We start from the raw sequence: 18,492 nt of genomic DNA on the forward strand, positions 1-18,492 counted from the left end.
GCAGCCTGATCCTGTTTCGGGATAAATCAGGTGAAAGCCGTATCCGCTCAGGTGTTGAATGGGCACCGGCAGCAAACCGGAACGGTTTTTGCTGTGACTGAGATAACAGGTTCGACCCTAAACCGTTTCGAGGTCCACATGAACAGCAACACCACTGATCTGATTCTCAGCGCCGCCGCAACCGATCTGACTTACTCTGTCAGTGTCACGGATGAGCAGGGAGAGGAGCGACAGGTCCAGATCGCCTGCGAAAGGCCACTTACCATCTACCTGAATAAACGGGAGATCGTCACCCTGATGACTTTAGGTGGCGATCCTGAAGCGCTGGTACTGGGCTATTTGCGTAATCAGGACTTTGTTCGCTGCCTGTCTGAGGTGAGGGCCATTCAGGTGGACTGGGAGGTCGAAGCAGCCGCAGTGGTCACCCATCGTGAACCTGAAGGACTCGAGGAAAAACTGCAGCAACGCACGGTAACCAGTGGCTGCGGTCAGGGAACGATGTTTGGCAACCTGATGGACAAACTGGCCGAAGTGCGGCTGCCGGAGGTGAGCATACGCCAGAGTACGATCTATGCGTTGCTGGAGAATCTGAACCGTCACAATGAGACCTATAAAAATGCCGGCGCCGTGCATGGTTGCGCCATCTGTGAAGGAGATCAGGTGGTTGCCTTTGTTGAAGATGTGGGCCGGCATAACGCGGTTGATACGCTGGCAGGAAGAATGTGGCTGGAGGGTATCAGTGCCGAGAACAAAGTGTTTTATACCACCGGGCGGTTAACATCGGAGATGGTTATTAAGGTCGCCCAGATGGGGATTCCTGTCCTGCTGTCGCGCTCCGGAGTAACTCAGATGGGGCTGGCGCTTGCCAGAGAGCTGGGGATTACCATGCTGGCCCGCGCTAAAGGCAGGCATTTCCTGCAATTCAGCGGTGCTGACCGCTTGTTGCTGGATGCCCGACCAGAGCCAAAGCTTAAATCCAGTGGAGGGAATAAGCGATGAGCGAGATGCCTCAGGCATTTATGAATGTACGCCAGTTGGCTGAGTACCTTCATCTGAATGAAAAGAAAGTCTATGCCATGGCAGCCGAAGGCGAGATTCCGGCAACCAAGCTCACCGGTAAATGGCTGTTTCCGAAATCACTGGTGGATCGCTGGTTACTGGAGAGCTGCCATAACGGCATGATGGCAGACCGTTTACTGCTTGCCGGCAGTGACGATCCCTTATTGCAGGCGGCGGCTAATCGCCTCACTCAGCAGTTGCGCACACAGGCACTGTTCAGCTACACAGTCACCGGTACTAAACTCGGCCTTGAGCTGCTGGCACAGGGGCATGCGGATGCCTGTGCGATTCACTGGGGCCGGGCGGAGGAGAGTGAAGTGCGCCATCCGGCATTATTGCAGCAATTCAGTCAGTCGCGACAGTGGATTCTGGTACACCTGTTCCGGCGGAGTCAGGGGCTGATTGTTCGCAATATGGATCTGCCACGACTGAATGACCCGGATCAGGCGCTGGATTACAGCACCCGCTGGGTTGTCCGGCAGGAAGGTGCCGGATCACAGCGCTTCCTGAACGAATGGCTGGCGTCGCAGGCGTTCCCGCTGGATCGGCTCACCGTTGGCAGCACAGCGTTTTCTGAGCGGGAAGTTGCGTCGCTGATTGCCAAGGGGGAGGCTGATATCGGCCCGGGCACCTTAAGTGCAGCCAGAGAGTTTGGTCTCGGCTTTATCCCGGTCTGCGATGAGAGCTTTGATCTGGTTGTGCCGCGCAATGTGTATTTCCGGCGTTTACTGCAGCAGTTGTTTGAGTTTTTCCAGAGCAGTGAAGGGTTGAGTCTGGCCCAGCAACTGCAGGGGTATGACCTAAGTAACTGCGGCCGTCTGATATGGAGTGCTGATCCGGGCTAGCTACTCACCGCCCGGCGATTGGTGCGCTCTGCCTGCGCCAGACCATCAAGAATGCCGCCCAGACTTCCGTCACGGGTCGTTGCCTCGGCTTCGGATCGCAGGAATACACTGAAGCAGCTACCCTGACCGGGTTCAGAGCTGACCTGAATATCTCCGCCGTGGCGGCGGATAATGCCGTAGCTGACAGAAAGCCCCAGCCCGGTGCCACTTTTCTTGGTGGTGAAGAAGGGGTCAAAGATCTTTTTCATATGCTCAGGGCTGATTCCCTTGCCATGGTCGCGCACTTCAATAACAGCGCCGATCGTCGTTTCACCTTCAGTCCAGTTACGGGTGCTGAGGTAAACCCTGCCGGGGCCTTCCAGTGCGTGGCTGGCATTAAGAATCAGGTTAACCAGCACCTGCTGGACCTGTTGCACATTGACCTCAACCGGGCAATCGGCCGTGAACGATTTGACGACCTCAACCTGTTGCTTTTCCAGTGCATGAGAGACCAGCAGCAGGGTGTCATTAATGATCCGCTCCACCTGAAGGGACTCATAGCTATCGACATAGTGGCCGGGACGACTGTACTGCAGCAGGTTATTGATCAGCGAGCGGATGCGGTAGACCTGCTGAATCACCATATCAACCTCAGCCTGCGCGGGGGCCACGGCCTCACCAAGTTCAGCAACGAGCAGATCCATGTTACCGAGAATAACCGCAGCAGGATTATTTATCTCATGCGCAATGCCTGCGGTGAGCTCACCAAGCACGGCCAGTTTTTCTTTGTCTAACAACTGCTTACGTGTGTTTTTTAATAATCTAATATGTTCTTTCAAGGCGTCTGTGCGGCGCCTGAGTGACAGGGTACGCTGTTCAACCTGAGCTTCGAGCTGATCGTTAGCCTGTCGGATTTCAAGCTCTCGCTGCTCCAGAAGGTCCAGCATAATATCGAACTGTTCTGCCAGTTCTACCAGCTCATCAGCACTGTCGAGACGGCCAATGCGCGGGTGGTTTTCACCGTTGCGCACCGATGTCACAACGGAGTGAATTTTGTGCAGCGGACGCAGCAGCAGGTTGGTGTGCTTATAGATCAGTACCGCAGATACCAGCATAATCAGGGCGATAAACGTCCCCGATTCAATCAGCGTCTTATAGTAGATCTTAGTGAAGGGGGCCTCAGTAAAACCTGCATAGATCATTCCGGCTTTTTTATTATTAAAATCGAGCAGCGGCTTGTAAGCAGAGATATACCAGTCGTTGACCACGAAGGCGCGATCGATCCAGGTTTCACCTTTAATCAGCACTTCTTTGCGCACTTCGGCGGAAACACGGGTACCAATGGCACGCTCCTTCAGCGAAAGCTGACCACCCGCGTGTCCGCTTTCCAGATTCTGCGGCACATTCGTACTGATGCGAACGTCATCCAGGAACAGGGTCACCGTCCCGATACCGTCTTCGGGCAGGGTGCCGTCGCCGTATACCAGATCACGGATTCTGTCGACCGCACTGGTGGTGTTGTTGAGAATCATGCCGGAGTCCAGAACCCCGATGAGCTCATCAAAATCGTTGCTGACCGGTACCAGTGCACGCAGCACCATGGAGCGCTCCTCGACCTGCCGTTTAGTCGGGATGGCATGGGGTGTATCAATCAGGTGGATGCGGCCTCGATCGCCAAGCCCCATCTGTATCTGATTCAGTTCAGTTGCAGGAAGCACGGTAATACCGTGCAGATTCTCCTGTTGCAGCAGGCGTTCGGTGAGCTTTGTCAGCGAGGGTTCTTCCAGATGCTGCAACTCATTCGCAGGGATGAAGCGCAGGAAATCAAAATTGCGACTGAGCTTTACCTCATGCAACTGGGATTGCAGGGCAATCTGGTTATTCTGCTTAAGATTGGTACGAAACTCATAGCTGTTACTCAACTGAACAAGAATGCTTTCCTGCTCCTGCTGCATAAAGTCCAGCGTACCACTGGCCACCGACAGGTCGGCACTGACCTTCATATAAAGTTGTCTGTCGGTATAACTGGTGGTCCAGTAGGCCGCCATCAGGGCAAAGCCCATGGCTGTCAGTAACAGCGGCAACAGCGTCAGCAATAACAGCTTATGGCGCAGTGAGTTACGCATCTTCCGTCCTTTACGATTCAAGCGGCTCAGCTTGTTCCTGCTGCGACCAGGCGGCGAGTTTCCGATCCAGTGTCTTACGCGAAACCCCCAGCTCCCGGGCAGAGGAGGATTTATTACCCTGATGTTGCTCCAGCGTCAGGAGGATATGATGCTTCTCTACCTCTTCCAGACTCCAGCCGGCAAAACTGCCACAGGCTTTCGGCCCGGAATCATCCTGTTCACGGAAATAATCCGCTGGCAGTTTGCCCAGCAGAATGCAGCGTTCAATCAGGTTTTTCAGTTCGCGAATATTACCGGCCCAACTGTAGGCCTGCATCGCCTTCAGATCATCATGGCTGAAGGGAATAGGGGTGAGGCCCAGCTCACGGGAGAGTTTGACTGAAAAATGATGAATCAGATCGGGCAGGTCCTCTCTGCGATCCCGCAAGGGGGGCAGGGTAATGCTGAGGACATTGAGCCGATAGTAGAGATCTTCGCGGAAGCGGCCGGCGGCAACCTCCTCTTTAAGGTTCCGGTTGGTCGCTGCGATAATGCGGACATCCACGCTCACTTCCTGTTCACTGCCTACCGGGCGTACTGCTTTTAGTTCGAGTGCGCGCAACAACTTAGCCTGCATCAGCAGCGGAATCTCACCCACTTCATCGAGGAACAGCGTGCCACCGGCAGCAAAATTGAACAGGCCCTCGCGGGACCGGTTGGCACCGGTAAAAGCCCCTTTCGTATGGCCAAACAGTTCGGCTTCCAGCAGATCCGGGGAGATGGCGCCACAGTTAACCGGCACAAAAGGGCCACTGCGGTTGCTCAGTTGATGCAGCATACGTGCTGCAAGCTCTTTGCCGGTTCCGGTTTCGCCCTCAATCAGCACCGCAGAAGGCGTACTGGCAACCCGATGGATAACATCGAGCACCTGCTGTATAGCCGGGCTGCTGCCGATCATATCGGTGGTGGGGAAGGCGTTTTCCACTTCTCGGCGCAGCACAAAGTTAGTGCGTTCAATCGAGCGTCTCTCAAGGCAGCGATCAACTGCATTCATCATCTGCTCGAGGCGGAACGGTTTCAGGATAAAATCAGAGGCACCCACCCGCAGCGCCTGTATGGCTGTTTCCAGATCCGCATAGGCGGTCATAAAGATCAGGTCGCTGCGGCGATTGCAATCTTCCAGTGCTTCATGCCACTCCATCCCGGAACGCCCCGGCAGCTTGATATCAACAATCAGCAGATCGAAATGACAGCGCTTACGCAGCTCTTCTGCCTCTTCAACACTCTCTGCCGTTTCCACCAGAGCGAAGCGTTTGCTCATCGCTTTTTGCAGAAAGCTTCGCATGCCGGGTTCATCATCGACGATAAGCACTGAAGCTGCGGGTATATTGCTGACACCTGCGGGTGAATTCATATCCGTCCTAATCTATAGAAATAACCAGTAAAGAAGGCCCGGGCAAAATAATCGGTACAGCTGAGACAAAATGTCCTGCTCCGGGTTGCGCAAGGACATTATGACCCACGATTGAGGATTGCGAGATACGACTATTGTTTCATTGCGACCCAGTCATCTCTCTGCTGCCGGGTTATGCCCCATAAAAAAGCAGGGGATTATAGAATGTTTGCACCATAAATGGGCAGAAAAGGCAGTTTGGCACTCTTATTGCTGATATAGCGTTTCATAGCGGCCTGGTGCCCGGCAAGTCTACCGGACAGGGCTGTCACTGTGCATAACATCAGAAAAAGGAATTGAACATGAAAAAGTGGATCGCCGCAGCGCTCTCAACAGCCGTACTGGCAACCAGCAGTGTAACCCATGCCGCGGAAGAGCAGATCATTCGCCTGGCAACCACCACCAGCACTTATAACTCCGGGCTGCTGGATAAACTGCTGCCTGTGTTTGAGAAAAAGCACAATGCCAAGGTACAGGTAATTGCGGTGGGCACGGGTAAAGCGCTGCGCATGGGTCAGGCAGGTGATGTTGATGTGGTGATGACACACGCACCCAAAGCAGAGAAAAAATTCGTCACTGAGGGGTACGGCGTTAACCCGAAAAGCGTGATGTATAACGATTTCGTTGTAGTCGGCCCGGAATCTGATCCTGCTAACATCGCAGGCAAAGGAGATGTATCAGAAGCGCTGGCTGCCATTGCTGAAGCCGATGCTAATTTCATCTCCCGTGGTGATGACTCAGGCACCCATAAAAAAGAGCGTTCTCTCTGGGCTGCAACCTCCCGGGGCAGTGAGTTTGCTAACTATAAAGAAGTCGGGCAGGGCATGGGTAAAGTGCTGCAGATCGCGGATGAGCTGAATGGTTACACCCTGACAGACCGCGGTACATGGCTGGCCTATGAAGACCGTCTGCGTCTTAAATTGCTGGTTCAGGGCGATAAGCGCCTATTCAACCCTTACCAGATCATTCAGGTAAACCCGGCTAACCATAACGGCCTTAACGTTAATGGCGGCAAACAGCTTTCTGACTGGTTCGTTTCCGCTGAAGGTCAGCAGATGATTAATGATTTCCGGATCAAAGGCAAAGCCCTGTTCCATGGCTCTGCTCAGCCAGCAGTAGCGAATAACTGAGCGGAACAGTAGCTGTAGTAATGCAAGATAATCTGCTTGAAACAACACTGGTAGCACTGCAGTTGCTGTTCAGTCTGGACGCGGATCTGTGGGACATCATTGGTGTCTCCTTCCGCGTCTCGCTGATTGCGATTACTGCGGCTACTGTGCCCGCTATTCTGGTGGGCTTTTTCCTTGCCCTGTGCGAATTCCGGGGCAGGACGGCGGTCATCGCTGTTTTTAATGCACTGATGGCTGTGCCGACGGTAGTCGTCGGCCTGACCCTCTACCTTCTTTTGTCCCGTAGCGGGCCGTTTGGTGAGCTGCATCTGCTGTTTACCCAGCCAGCCATGGTCATCGGTCAGATGATGCTGGCGTTTCCGTTACTGGTATGTATGAGCCATTCCGCATTTCAGGCGATTGACCGGCGCGCCTGGGAAACCGCCAGAACCTTAGGCGCCAGCGGGCTCATGGCAGCGGTAACCCTGATGCGCGAGGCGCGTTTTGCGCTGCTGGCTGCGATAGTCGCGGCGTTTGGCCGGGTTATCTCAGAGGTGGGTTGTTCAATGATGGTGGGCGGAAACATTATGAGTTACACCCGTAATATCCCCACTGCTATCGCACTGGAGACTAGCAAAGGTATGTTCGCTCAGGGGATCGCTCTGGGTCTGGTATTGCTGCTGCTGGCCCTGTTTTTAAACTTTATCCTGGCCTCCGTGCGGGGTAAGGGAAATCTGGTATAGAACTGTCCTGTGGGGCACTGGAGTTAAGTGATGAATCTGGAACTGAGTGCGCGTAATCTGACCAAGCGTTTTGGTCAGCGGCAACTGTTTGCGATTGAGCAACTGACCCTGCGCCAGGGGGAGAGTGTTCACCTCAACGGTGATAATGGTGTCGGAAAGACCACTTTGATGAAAATTCTGGCGGGTTTGGATAAGCCCTGCAGTGGTAAAGTTGCTATAACACCTGACAGTAACCAGCGCTGGCTCAGGCGTTTACACCCCAAGGTCGTGTATCTGCACCAGACACCTTATATTTTTTCCGGTACAGTGGCCGATAATCTGGCCTATGGCCTGAAGCTACGGGGCTGCCCGGGGCGGGAGATCCGCCATTGGGTAGAACGGGCACTGGACTGGGCCGAGCTGAAACAGCTTCGTGATCAGGCCGCGCACAGTCTGTCCGGCGGAGAAAAGCAGCGACTGGCGCTGGCCCGTGCCTGGGTGCTGCAGCCGGGGTTGCTGTTTCTTGATGAGCCAACCGCAAACCTTGACCGTCACTCGGTTAATAATGTGGCGGCTCTGGTCGGGGATCTTCTGGATAATGGCACCGCGATTATGGTCTCGAGCCACCAGTCAAACCCGGTTACCCGGCTCTGCCAGCGCAGCCTGTTACTGGCTGATGGCGAGCTGACTGAATCGCAACAACTGAATGAGACTCCGCTATATGCATAGTTCACCTGCGCAGATCAGCGCTGTTATTCTGGCCGGAGGCATGGCCCGTCGTATGGGCGGTATCGACAAAGGCTGGATGGAACTCAACGGTAAACCGCTGATCCGGCATGTGATCGATATTATCCAGCCCCAGGTCGATCGGCTGATGATCAATGCCAACCGTAGCCTTGATGCCTACGGCACACTGGGTATGCCGGTGGTCAGCGATCTGGAAGGGGATTTTCAGGGCCCGTTGATGGGTATCGCAACCGGATTACATCACGCCCAGTCTGACTGGGTACTGTTTGTACCCTGTGACTGCCCGCATCTGCCACGGGATCTGGCGGAAAGAATGCTGCATCAGGCGCAGCGCGATGAGGCCGAGATTGCCGTAGCACATGACGGCAATCGCCTGCAGCCAGTAGTCGCGCTGATTCGCCGGGATCTGCTGCCCAGCCTGCAGGCAACACTGGCCGAGGGTGAGCGCAAGATTGACCGCTGGTACGGCATTCATCGTCTGACAGAAGTTGATTATTCCGATCAGCCTGAAGCGTTTATTAATGTGAATCATCGGGATGATCTGGCTGAACTGCAGCAGATGCCGAAACTGCTCGGCTTTGCCGCCTGGAGTGGTACCGGTAAAACCACACTGCTCAAGCAACTGATTCCGGCCCTGAAAGCAGAGGGGATTCGTGTCGGTGTGATCAAACATGCACATCATCAATTTGATATCGATCATCCGGGCAAAGACAGCTATGAAATTCGCAAAGCGGGCGCAGAACAGATGCTGATCTGTTCCGGTAAACGCTGGGCGTTGATGGTTGAGCAGGATCAGGGGGATCGCCCCTCACTAAACCACATGCTCAGCCGGCTGGATCACTCACTGCTTGATCTGGTCCTTATCGAAGGATTTAAGAAAGAGCCTATCCCTAAGATTGAGCTGCACCGTCCGGCACTCGGCAGGCCTTTAATTCACCCGGAAGATTCGAATATCATGGCCGTAGCCAGTGATGAGCCGGTACCGCTGAGCCGGGACCTGCCAGCACTGGACCTTAACGACATCCCGGCGATAATCGAATTTATCAAGGCATATCTGAAAAAATAGGCGTTTGCATGTCCGAAGTGCTAAGTTGTTTTGACCCCGCAGCCAACCCGCAGCGCATGCTGCCGGTCGACGAGAGTATTCAGCGGATTCTGTCGCAGGTTATGGCCATTACCGATACAGAGCGTCTGGCGCTGCCTGCAGCGCTTGACCGGGTACTGGCAGAGGACCTGATCTCTCCGATCAATGTGCCACAACAGACTAATTCCGCGATGGATGGCTATGCCGTATGCGCTGCAGGTTTGAATCCGCAACAGCCACTGCATATTGTCGGCTCAGCTTACGCAGGCAGTGCGTTCAACGGAATATTACAGGCCGGTGAAGCCGTCGAGATTATGACCGGTGCACCCCTGCCTCAGGGCGCTGACACGATTCTGATCAAAGAGGTCTGTCAGCGCGAAGGCAACAGTCTGAGCTTCACAGGCCCGGTGCAGCCGGGTCAGCATGTACGTCAGGCTGGTGAGGACATTGCTGCGGGTAGTCTGGCGCTGTCGCAGGGCAGTCGATTGCGTCCTCAGGAGCTGGGCCTGATCGCTTCCCTTGGCCATACCGAAGTGGCGGTATATCGCCGGTTGCGGGTGGCGATCTTCTCCACCGGTGATGAGGTGGTAGCGCAGGGTCAGCCCCTGACAGAAAACTGCATCTATGACACCAACCGTTTTACCCTGCAGGGTATGCTTCAGCGTCTGGGATGTGAAGTGATCGATCTGGGTATTATCGAAGATTCGCAACCGGCCATGGAAACAGCTCTGAGCGCAGCCGCCGGACAGGCGGATGCAGTCATCTCCTCAGGTGGTGTATCTATGGGCAATGCGGACTATATTAAGAGTGCGCTGGAGCAGGTGGGTGAAATTAATTTCTGGCGTATTGCCATGCGTCCGGGACGCCCCCTGGCCTTTGGCCAGTTGCTGAACCGCACACCGTTCTTCGGCCTGCCGGGTAATCCGGTAGCCGTTATGGTTACTTTCAGCCAGTTTGTGCAGCCCGCCCTGCGTAAAATGATGGGCTCAGGGGATTGGCAGCCCGTGCGGGTCAGTGCCGTTGCCGAGGAGGCGATACGCTCCCGTGCCGGGCGCACAGACTACAGCCGGGGGATATACCGGATTGATGAACAGGGGCAGTTACAGGTAAGGACCACCGGTTCCCAGGGGTCAGGTATTTTGACCTCGATGACCGCTGCGAACTGCCTGATAGAGATTGGTGATGATAAAGCGGCCCTTGAGGCCGGGGATCGGGTACTGATTCAGCCTTTCCCCGATCTGCTCTAGGGTTTATGCCACAAACAGAGGAGGGCGCAGGCGCAAACAGGAGTCTATATTGTTGATTGTCATGACGGATTAACCACTCTGTCATAAAAATTGAGTTTTATTTACGAACCCGTGAATCAAGTCTGTTAGCGCTTTGCCTGTACGACTGGTTCACAGTTTCATACATGCCCCGCAACGGGAAGTAATGTAATAAATCAGGATAAGGCAATGAGCAGCAAACTTCGATTGGGTGATCTGGATTACCGTCAGGATAGTTTCGATGATGACGACTACATTCCCGGTGAACAGCCACTCCGTCATAAAACAAAAACAAAAAACAAACGCAGAAAACCCGAAGGCGATAACTATGCGGCACAACGCGCCAACAAACGCCGCAGCCAGGAAAACTACGATTACGGTTAACCACTGAATCGGATAAAAAAAGAGCTACCGGTGATCCGCTAGCTCTTTTTTGTTGTCAGATTTATCTGTACCAGACAGGCCTACTTTTTCTTCGCCGCTTTCTTACCAATAATCTGGGTACGGGTGGCTTTGTTCTTATGCCGTTTCGGCCCTTTCTTATGAATGCGCTTACGTAAGCCGTCACGATCACCGACTTCGTAACCGCGGCGGAAGATGCGTCGGATCGGCGTGCCGATCAGGCGTTCGATACTGGTCAGTGCCTGTTCCTCTTCACGGCTGACAAAAGAGATCGCCTTACCCTGCATGCCAGCACGTCCTGCGCGACCGACCCGGTGCACGTAATCTTCGGCAAGATAGGGCAGATTGTAGTTCACAACGTGTTCAAGACCCTGAATATCGAGACCCCGGGCGGCCACCTCGGTGGCAACCAGCACCTGAATTTTACCGGCCTTGAAATCGGCCACTGCGCGGCGACGGGCACCCTGACTCTTGTCGCCATGGCAGATCACGGCTTCGATACCGTCATATTTCAGATCCAGCATCAGCTCATTGGCCTGAGCCTTGGTGCTGGTAAACACCAGCACCTGAAACCAGTTTTCCTCTTCGAGCAGTTCGGCAAACAGATCGGCTTTACGTTGCTCCTCAACCGGATAGACCACGTGCTCAATGGTGTCGGCGATTGAGTTCTGCCGGGCAGCTTTGATTTTTTCCGGACGGGTCAGAATCTTATTCGACAGCTTGTGTACGGCTTCGGACAGGGTGGCTGAGAACAGCATGGTCTGACGTGACTTAGGTGTACTGTCGAGAACCTTGCTGACGTCTGAAAGAAAGCCCATATCCAGCATACGATCCGCTTCGTCGAGCACCACGAATTCGGTATGACCGAGGCTGACATTGCAGGCCACGATATGTTCGAGCAGACGGCCCGGTGTCGCAATCAGAATATCAGCACCCTGACGCAGCTTTTTCTTCTGAGTTTCCAGTGTGGTACCACCGTAAACTGAGAGAATGCGCAGCCCCAGATGCTGGTTATAGCGGCCAATCGTCTCCGCAAGCTGTTGTGCCAGCTCGCGAGTCGGCGTCAGGATCAATGCCCGGACTTCGGTCTCTGCCAGTGCCCGTGGGGAGTCACTCAGTTTCTGCAGGATCGGCAGGGCAAACGCGGCGGTCTTGCCAGTTCCGGTCTGGGCATTGGCCAGCAGATCTTTGCCGCGGCGGGCGGGGACTATGGCCTGTTTCTGGATAGGCGTCATGTCAGTGTAACCACTGTCATCCAGTGCTTGCTGGATCGCAGGATTCAGGTCCAAGGCTGTAAATTTCATAGTGCCCCTCAGGCAATGATCAAAAGCGCGGATTATAAAGCAAAATACGTTGTGGCGATATTTGTGTAACAGCACCTGCGAACAAATCCTGTTCGTGTTCCGAATAACCTGAGGGACTCAAGTGATGAGACATGCCCGGTGTCACTACGTTTTGCAATGTGGTCAACATTATTGCAAAGTGCTTCCCTGATCGTGAATCACCACTTGAGCCAGAGTGGCGACAAGAATGAGTCGCAGGTTTGCCCAAAAAGCGACTAAAGTATTGATCAGCGCGAGCCGAAAAATACAGTATCCTTGTCATAGGAACGTAATAACCATCTGAATTAAGGGACTTTAATGCTGCCTGAGGAAAAAAAGATCACGGTGATCTTCCGTATTGAACCCGGTTGTCTGGGCCCGGAAGGGATCAGTCATGCGGATAAGTTCTGCGTGATGGCGGCCACTGAGCTGCGTGCGGCATCTCCTCATTTCATTAAATGGCAGGTCGAGCCCCGGCACAATAAACAACTGCCGGAGATGGATTTTGCCATCAACGGCCGCGCCCTAAACCGCGAGCTCGCAGCCCGCTACTTTGAGCACTTCGATAAAGATCTTGAGCAGTTTGAACTCGATATCTTTGATCACCTGCCGGAACTTATCGATCACTATTTCGGCCGCTGACCCTCAGGACGCGGTCTCTTCCAGCTCGGGCAGAAGTTCTTCCATCCGATCCTTACGGATCAGAAAGCGCTGATCGAATTCATGCCAGTCCAGATGGTGGGTACTCATATGGATCAGCGTGCAGTTCGGCAGTAAGCGGCGAATGTTTTTGAGAATCGCTTCCTGTTCCGGTTCTTCGATGGCTGAAAGAGCATCATGCAGTATCAGAATGTCGGGTTTCTTAATCAGCCCACGGGCCAGTTGAACCCGCTGCCGGGCCGCCAGCGGCAGGCGGGCACCGCGGATACCGACAGCGGACATGCTGAAGACAATCAGCACCAGTGAGCGTGCCTCCTCCTCAATCATGATCTGCTCGATCCGCTCCTGCAGCCATTTATGCCGTTCTGACTCCGCATCAACCAGTACGCCAAACAGGATGTTCTGCAGTAAATTAAGGTTGGGATTGATCTGCTCATAATCCAGCGGCTGCAATAACTCTCTCAGATCCTGCCAGTAACTACCGGCAATCAGCCCCCGCGCTTTAACGATCTGCTTCTGATGTTCTTCATTAATCAGCGTGGCAATGGTGCTGGCAAAACAGCTCCGCAGAAACAGCTCCAGTACTAGTGCCTCGTCGCATTCTGCTTCAGTCTGTTCAATCCCGGGGCGGTAATGGCACATCAGGGCCTCACGGATACGGGGTGTATCAAAACGGGTCAGGTTGTCAGGCAGAGCTTCATAACTATCCAGTCCGACCAGCTCACGATAGATATCCCGGGCCAGCATCTGACCACCTTCCAGAGCGATACTCAGCAACTCGGTTTCGGCAAGAAACTCCCTCATTTTAGGATGCGCGGCAAGCACAGGCAGGGTCTGCTCCACATCGCTGACAACCGCAAAAGTCAGGTTCTCAATCATCATCAGTGCCGGGCAGAACTGATGTCGATGAAAGCCATAAAACTGCTCATAACCGGTCTTAGGCAGCAGCTCTTCATGCACCCGGCGGCGAACGGCCAGAAACTGCGGGCTGAAATCTTCCGGCATGGTGGCGGGGTTAAACTTTTCCTGCAGGCCCAGATGATAGAGAGTGTTACCTGAACCCAGCGCGTAGATACAGGACTCAAACCAGGGCCGCATCTCCGGCCAGGACTGATAACCCACTACAGAAAGATCACTCCAGCTCCCGGCAAAGGGGTGTTCGCTGTTACCGGAAGCGCGTGATTCTTCGAGCTCCAGCAGGCGGGCTTCGTTCTCTTCCGGGGTAGGCGGCACCAGACGTAAACCGTAGTTTATATTTTGTGCAACATTCTCATTAAACAGAAACGGATCCGGCCCGGCATAGCCGATACGGGCATGCACCAGTGTACGCGGTAACTGGTTAATATCCGTTCCGGACAGGGTGATCTGGCCGGATGAGGCAGGCTGGAGATGACAAAGCGCGAAGGCGATGGCACGGTTCTGGGCGCTGGTCACCGCCTGTACAGAGACAGTGCCGCCTTTGCGGATGCGTAAATCGGGCAGATAGAGAAAGCGCTCGCCAGCATCATTGGAGAGCCAGACCCGGTTGAACGTTATATCGCCATCAAGGCGCTGGTTATGGTCAAAACTGATCAGTTCGTCACTGATCTCAGGCCCCAGCTCGTCAATATGAAAGCGATCGATAATCTGCGCATAGCGGATTTTTGCATCCTGATAGATCTGGTAAAAATTGAGTAGTTCACGCCAGGGCGTGGTCAGATCTTTATGCGCAGCAATGGCAGCGACCAGCGCGCCGACACTGACTTCACCGCGTATCGCCAGAATCCCGCCGATTGAATAAAACATAATGGGTGTCAGGCTGTTAATGAAGTTATTGATGAACTTCATAAAGAACTTACGCTTGAATATGTCGAGCCGGATCAGAAACAGCCGCCCGAGAATCGAGGAGAATTCGGCCTGATGATAGAGTTCGGTACCGTTAAGACGGATATCGACGGCACCATCCACGGCTTCGCCGATTCGCTCGGAGAAATGCCGCACAACTTTAACGCGCTCTTTCTTCAAGTTATTAATATGCCTTTGCAGCCGGGGAATAATCAGTAGTTGCAACGGTATCAGCATAATCGACGCGATCCCCAGCACCGGGCTCTGCATAAACATAAAGATGAGGATGGTGAGCATAGTACCGCCCTGCAGCAGGGGCAGGGCGAGGCTGTCTCCAATGTAGCCTCCCAGAGGCTCTGCTTCGGCGGTAATGGTTGAGATCAGCTCGCCCTGACTGACGCGCTGAAACTGTTTTGGCGGGAACCGCAGGATGCGGTCAGTCAGTTCATACCGCAGGCGGCGCACCAGACGCTCGCCGATGATCCCTTTCAGGGTGTTAATCCGCATTTTGAACAGCCCCGAGGTGATAATCAGCAGCAGGTAGATCGCACAGTAGCTGAGCAGTAGCTGTTCGGTTGTCAGATTCATTTCCAAAATCTGAACGGTTTTTTTATCCGTGTTCAGGGCATCGTTGATGATCAGCTTGGGCAGTTCGAGTGTGGCATACAGGACAGGGAAGGAGAGCAGTGTAATGAAAACAACCTGTATCTGATCCTTCAAGCTGTGTTTCAGTATATACCTGAAGATCCGCGGTTCCATGGCAGTGTCCTGTTTGGCGGGAGCGACTTAAGGTCGAAATGCAAACCCTCCAGGAATGGGAGGCGCATCTCTAAACATAGTTCAAATACACAGCAGCAACCTTATTATTCAGCGGTAATATCATCAACTTGAAAAAGCTTCATTACCACTTTGCAATCAACGGGTTGTAGTTAATATATAAAGCAAGAAAGCGGCGCTGACAGCCACGGACTGCCAACGCTGTTCAGGAAGGGTATTTCAGATCAGGTGGGTAGTTCAGCTTCCTTCAATGCGAAAGCCCACTTTGAGTGTCACCTGATAATGGGCCACCTTACCCTGATTCAGATGCCCGCGGGTTTCCACTACTTCAAACCAGTCCATATTGGCGATGGTTTTATTACATTCAGCGATGGCATTCTCAATCGCATCCTCAATTCCGGTGGTGGATGATCCGACAACTTCGATTTTCTTATAGGTATGATGATCAGACATCAGGCGGCACTCCGTGCTGGTTTCAGGTACGTCTAAGCCTAGTCAATATTGCCGGCAGGGCCAGTCGCCACAGCCGGCAACAAAAAAAGGGGTTGTCATCAGCCCCTTCCGGATCAGACAGAGCTAATCAGGCGCCGACTTTAAACCGGTTCAACTGACCGGACAGGCTGTTTACGGTAGTGCGGAAATCATTCACCGTGGAGAGGGTGTCTCTGGAAACCTCCTGCACATGCTGATTCTGATCATTCAGTGAGTTCAGGTTCTGATTGATCTCGTCAGTCACCTGGCTCTGTTCCTCAGTCGCGGTGGCAATCTGAATCGCCATATCATTAAGCTGCACAGCGGATTGCTCGATATTATTCAGCAGATCCTGAGTGCTGTTGACCAGTTCAACCGAGCCGGTCACCTGTACCGTACCTTCCTGTATGCAGTTAACCGCTTGTTTAACCCCGGATTGCAGCTTCTCGATCATCTTCTGAATCTCTTCGGTTGAATCCTGGGTTTTACTGGCCAGACTGCGCACCTCATCGGACACCACGGCAAAGCCGCGACCATGATCTCCGGCCCGGGCCGCTTCTATGGCTGCGTTCAGCGCAAGTAAGTTGGTCTGATCGGCAATACCGCGAATAACATCCAGCACCGTGGAGATGTTATCGGATTCAACCTCCAGATCCTGAATCACCGATTGCGCCTGATTCACCGAGTCAGATAACTGCATGATCTTGTTCACGGAGTCATTAATCACCCGTTGTCCATCGTGGGAGATCGCTACCGTATTATCGGAAAAGCCGGCGGCCTGCTGGGCATTTTCGGCGACCTGACGGATCGCTGTGCTGAACTGGTTCACGGCGGCGGCGATCATCTCTGTGGAGTGGCTCTGCTGGTGGACAATATCGGTGCTGCTGTTGGCCGAAGCCTCCAGAAGGTTGGAATCCTCATTCAGTTGTTCCGCCTGCCGCCGGGTGGCACTGATCAGTTGTTCAAGGTTTTCGATAAACTGATCGAACGCTTCACCCAGGGCGCCCAGCTCATCTTTCCGACTGGAGTTGATGCGCAGAGTCAGGTCGCCATCCCCCTGACTGATCTCCTGCACCCGTCCGGTGAGTTGATTGATGCTGTTAACCAGCATTTTAGGGCTGATATAGGTGAGAAAACCGGCCACGACCAGCACGACCAGAATAAACACAGTAATGGTCAGGGAGAAGGAGGCGATCTCTTCGGCCAACTGATCACGATCGGTAGCGGCCTGTTGATCAAGAAATTCACCGGCAAGGTCGTATAAATTACGTAACCGCTGGAACGCCGCCAGCGCTTCGCCCTGACTCTGAGTCATGGCGGCATCCCGCTGGTTGCTGCTGTAAAGCTCAAATACCCGATCGGCTTTGCTCTTCCAGTCTTTAAAGGTGTTGTCGAACTGCTGTAACTGACTGAGGACATCCGGATGATCTGCCATCAGCTCTTTATATTTGTTCATCCGGTCCAGCGCCTGCTGGGCGTTGTCTTCATAATCCTTGCGGATATCATCACTGGTGTTGCCCAGCAGAAAGCTTAATTCTGCTTCACGCGCCTGATACAGATCCCGGTCAGCGTTGAGGATAGCGGAAATCGCTGGCAGGTAATTGCTGCCAAACGTATCTACCCCGGTTCGTAGGTTACTGATTAGCAGATTGCCGGAACCCGCTACAAACAGCATCGACAGGGTCAGCATCACCATGGTGATCGACAGTTTAAAGCGGATGCTCTGCCAGGGGTTAATTTTCATTCTTATTCTCCTCACTCAAGCTTGGCCTCCTTAAAATCTAACAGAGATATGCCGAATGCCAAGTTGGAGTGCGGCTCCCTCAGGGGTAACCCACAGCGTCTTTAACGTGCCGGATCACTGATTTTCAGTGAATGCATTAAAGAAAATGGAAAACAGTTCTCCCTGAGAATTAATCCGCAGTTTTGAGTAGATATTGCGTTTATGGATTCGCACGGTGCCGGTAGAGATCTCCATGACCTGTGCAGCCGCTTCTGCTGAATAGCCCTTCAGGGTGTATTCAACGACTTCGACCTCGCGCGGAGTCAGGCTGTAGTTTTTCTCCTGCAGTAGCTGCTGAATCCTGCTGTTCGCTGTGGCGGTAACGGCTTCTGAACCCGGAAAATGCTGATGGATCTCCTGCCAGTGATGAATCACTGCTGCCTGAAACAGGGGAGCGACCTCCTGCAATTTCTTCATCTGGGGTGTACTGAAAGGCTTATCGTTGCGCATCAGTGAGGTAACGATCGAGATATCACCCACGCTGACAAACAGACCAATCTCTTCTGCCAACCGGGTGGCCTGATAGTAGTTCTTGTAATACTCGCCCTGAAAAAAGCGATCTGGCGCTACCTCTTTAAAGCGATACAGGCCGGGCTCAATCGGTTTCACTGTCGCCAGATAGAAAGGGTCCAGCAGATAAGGCCCGGCCTGATAGTCCTCCACGTGCATTCTGCGTTTCTGCTCCGTCGGGAAGTCGTTATACAGGCACAGCGGCGTGTCGTCCTGACGATAGGCAAAGATCACGCAAAACTCGAAAGGGGTGATCTGACGCAACGCTGCAGTCATCTTTGCGGGGAAATCTTCTTCTCCCAGGCTCGACACTACTTCAGCAAGCTGTTTATGCCATTCACTATTGTTCATTTTCTGATACCGCTATTTGCATAT

16 protein-coding genes are annotated in these 18,492 nt (G+C 53.5%); 9 read left to right on the top strand and 7 right to left on the bottom strand.

Going from position 1 to position 18,492, the window contains the following annotated elements:
- Positions 1–93 precede the first annotated feature (93 nt).
- Together QUD59_RS17240 and QUD59_RS17245 are read left to right on the top strand one after the other, a co-directional pair.
- Positions 94–999: a formate dehydrogenase accessory sulfurtransferase FdhD gene (locus QUD59_RS17240; protein WP_434025385.1), complete on the top strand. Its 906-nt coding sequence runs from the start codon at positions 94–96 to the stop codon at positions 997–999.
- Positions 996–1,904 carry a substrate-binding domain-containing protein gene (locus tag QUD59_RS17245; RefSeq protein WP_286238498.1) on the top strand — a complete coding sequence of 303 codons (909 nt, stop codon included), beginning with the start codon at positions 996–998 and terminating at the stop codon, positions 1,902–1,904. The genes QUD59_RS17240 and QUD59_RS17245 overlap by 4 nt, the downstream gene beginning before the upstream one ends.
- On the opposite strand, the gene QUD59_RS17250 is transcribed toward QUD59_RS17245, so the two are convergent.
- Both QUD59_RS17250 and QUD59_RS17255 read right to left on the bottom strand, forming a co-directional pair.
- Positions 1,901–4,009 (bottom strand): sensor histidine kinase, encoded by a 2,109-nt coding sequence (locus tag QUD59_RS17250; RefSeq protein ID WP_286238499.1) that lies wholly within the window; start codon positions 4,007–4,009, stop codon positions 1,901–1,903. The genes QUD59_RS17245 and QUD59_RS17250 overlap by 4 nt on opposite strands.
- A gap of 10 nt (positions 4,010–4,019) precedes the next feature.
- Positions 4,020–5,402, bottom strand: a complete 1,383-nt coding sequence (locus QUD59_RS17255; protein WP_286238500.1) for a sigma-54-dependent transcriptional regulator — start codon at positions 5,400–5,402, stop codon at positions 4,020–4,022.
- Positions 5,403–5,743: 341 nt separating this feature from the next.
- Between QUD59_RS17255 and QUD59_RS17260 the strand changes: the two genes are divergently transcribed.
- The 6 genes from QUD59_RS17260 (at position 5,744) to QUD59_RS17290 (ending at position 10,752) form a co-directional block, all read left to right on the top strand.
- Complete coding sequence (locus QUD59_RS17260; protein WP_286238501.1) at positions 5,744–6,571, top strand: ABC transporter substrate-binding protein; 828 nt, start codon at positions 5,744–5,746, stop codon at positions 6,569–6,571.
- Positions 6,572–6,591: 20 nt separating this feature from the next.
- Positions 6,592–7,293: an ABC transporter permease gene (locus QUD59_RS17265; RefSeq protein ID WP_286238503.1), complete on the top strand. Its 702-nt coding sequence runs from the start codon at positions 6,592–6,594 to the stop codon at positions 7,291–7,293.
- Between the two features lie 30 nt (positions 7,294–7,323).
- Positions 7,324–8,001: an energy-coupling factor ABC transporter ATP-binding protein gene (locus QUD59_RS17270; RefSeq protein WP_286238504.1), complete on the top strand. Its 678-nt coding sequence runs from the start codon at positions 7,324–7,326 to the stop codon at positions 7,999–8,001.
- Positions 7,994–9,085 carry a molybdenum cofactor guanylyltransferase MobA gene (mobA, locus tag QUD59_RS19290; protein ID WP_434025386.1) on the top strand — a complete coding sequence of 364 codons (1,092 nt, stop codon included), beginning with the start codon at positions 7,994–7,996 and terminating at the stop codon, positions 9,083–9,085. The genes QUD59_RS17270 and mobA overlap by 8 nt, the downstream gene beginning before the upstream one ends.
- Positions 9,086–9,093: 8 nt before the next feature.
- On the top strand, positions 9,094–10,350 hold the full coding sequence (locus tag QUD59_RS17285; RefSeq protein ID WP_286238505.1) for a bifunctional molybdopterin-guanine dinucleotide biosynthesis adaptor protein MobB/molybdopterin molybdotransferase MoeA: 1,257 nt from the start codon (positions 9,094–9,096) through the stop codon (positions 10,348–10,350).
- Positions 10,351–10,557: 207 nt separating this feature from the next.
- Positions 10,558–10,752 carry a hypothetical protein gene (locus QUD59_RS17290; protein WP_286238506.1) on the top strand — a complete coding sequence of 65 codons (195 nt, stop codon included), beginning with the start codon at positions 10,558–10,560 and terminating at the stop codon, positions 10,750–10,752.
- A gap of 80 nt (positions 10,753–10,832) precedes the next feature.
- Here QUD59_RS17290 and QUD59_RS17295 read toward each other — a convergent pair whose 3' ends face one another.
- The gene (locus tag QUD59_RS17295; protein ID WP_286238507.1) at positions 10,833–12,074 is read right to left on the bottom strand and encodes a DEAD/DEAH box helicase; all 1,242 of its coding nucleotides are present in this window, start codon (positions 12,072–12,074) and stop codon (positions 10,833–10,835) included.
- A 336-nt stretch (positions 12,075–12,410) separates the two neighbouring features.
- On the opposite strand from QUD59_RS17295, the gene QUD59_RS17300 reads away from it, so the two are divergent.
- Positions 12,411–12,734, top strand: a complete 324-nt coding sequence (locus QUD59_RS17300) for a hypothetical protein (RefSeq protein ID WP_286238509.1) — start codon at positions 12,411–12,413, stop codon at positions 12,732–12,734.
- Between the two features lie 3 nt (positions 12,735–12,737).
- Here the strand turns inward: QUD59_RS17300 and QUD59_RS17305 are convergent, their stop codons facing one another.
- From QUD59_RS17305 to QUD59_RS17320, 4 genes are all read right to left on the bottom strand, one after another.
- On the bottom strand, positions 12,738–15,335 hold the full coding sequence (locus tag QUD59_RS17305; protein WP_286238510.1) for an ABC transporter transmembrane domain-containing protein: 2,598 nt from the start codon (positions 15,333–15,335) through the stop codon (positions 12,738–12,740).
- A gap of 255 nt (positions 15,336–15,590) precedes the next feature.
- Positions 15,591–15,806, bottom strand: a complete 216-nt coding sequence (locus QUD59_RS17310) for a dodecin (RefSeq protein ID WP_286238511.1) — start codon at positions 15,804–15,806, stop codon at positions 15,591–15,593.
- 127 nt (positions 15,807–15,933) lie between these two features.
- The gene (locus QUD59_RS17315) at positions 15,934–17,568 is read right to left on the bottom strand and encodes a methyl-accepting chemotaxis protein (protein WP_286238512.1); all 1,635 of its coding nucleotides are present in this window, start codon (positions 17,566–17,568) and stop codon (positions 15,934–15,936) included.
- A gap of 114 nt (positions 17,569–17,682) precedes the next feature.
- Positions 17,683–18,468, bottom strand: coding sequence for a helix-turn-helix transcriptional regulator (locus QUD59_RS17320; protein WP_286238513.1), 786 nt, complete (start codon positions 18,466–18,468; stop codon positions 17,683–17,685).
- Between the last annotated feature and the right edge of the window lie 24 nt (positions 18,469–18,492).

This window comes from Neptuniibacter halophilus, from assembly GCF_030295765.1.
GTDB lineage: Bacteria > Pseudomonadota > Gammaproteobacteria > Pseudomonadales > Balneatricaceae > Neptuniibacter > Neptuniibacter halophilus.

What these genes read in the sequence shown, in the direction of transcription:
- QUD59_RS17310 (WP_286238511.1), bottom strand. Translation starts at nt 15,806, where the DNA reads ATGTCTGATCATCATACCTATAAGAAAATCGAAGTTGTCGGATCATCC.
- QUD59_RS17265 (WP_286238503.1), top strand. Translation starts at nt 6,592, where the DNA reads ATGCAAGATAATCTGCTTGAAACAACACTGGTAGCACTGCAGTTGCTG.
- QUD59_RS17320 (WP_286238513.1), bottom strand. Translation starts at nt 18,468, where the DNA reads ATGAACAATAGTGAATGGCATAAACAGCTTGCTGAAGTAGTGTCGAGC.
- QUD59_RS17305 (WP_286238510.1), bottom strand. Translation starts at nt 15,335, where the DNA reads ATGGAACCGCGGATCTTCAGGTATATACTGAAACACAGCTTGAAGGAT.
- QUD59_RS17300 (WP_286238509.1), top strand. Translation starts at nt 12,411, where the DNA reads ATGCTGCCTGAGGAAAAAAAGATCACGGTGATCTTCCGTATTGAACCC.
- QUD59_RS17315 (WP_286238512.1), bottom strand. Translation starts at nt 17,568, where the DNA reads ATGAAAATTAACCCCTGGCAGAGCATCCGCTTTAAACTGTCGATCACC.
- QUD59_RS17270 (WP_286238504.1), top strand. Translation starts at nt 7,324, where the DNA reads ATGAATCTGGAACTGAGTGCGCGTAATCTGACCAAGCGTTTTGGTCAG.
- mobA (WP_434025386.1), top strand. Translation starts at nt 7,994, where the DNA reads ATGCATAGTTCACCTGCGCAGATCAGCGCTGTTATTCTGGCCGGAGGC.
- QUD59_RS17250 (WP_286238499.1), bottom strand. Translation starts at nt 4,009, where the DNA reads ATGCGTAACTCACTGCGCCATAAGCTGTTATTGCTGACGCTGTTGCCG.
- QUD59_RS17245 (WP_286238498.1), top strand. Translation starts at nt 996, where the DNA reads ATGAGCGAGATGCCTCAGGCATTTATGAATGTACGCCAGTTGGCTGAG.
- QUD59_RS17255 (WP_286238500.1), bottom strand. Translation starts at nt 5,402, where the DNA reads ATGAATTCACCCGCAGGTGTCAGCAATATACCCGCAGCTTCAGTGCTT.
- QUD59_RS17295 (WP_286238507.1), bottom strand. Translation starts at nt 12,074, where the DNA reads ATGAAATTTACAGCCTTGGACCTGAATCCTGCGATCCAGCAAGCACTG.
- QUD59_RS17260 (WP_286238501.1), top strand. Translation starts at nt 5,744, where the DNA reads ATGAAAAAGTGGATCGCCGCAGCGCTCTCAACAGCCGTACTGGCAACC.
- QUD59_RS17285 (WP_286238505.1), top strand. Translation starts at nt 9,094, where the DNA reads ATGTCCGAAGTGCTAAGTTGTTTTGACCCCGCAGCCAACCCGCAGCGC.
- QUD59_RS17290 (WP_286238506.1), top strand. Translation starts at nt 10,558, where the DNA reads ATGAGCAGCAAACTTCGATTGGGTGATCTGGATTACCGTCAGGATAGT.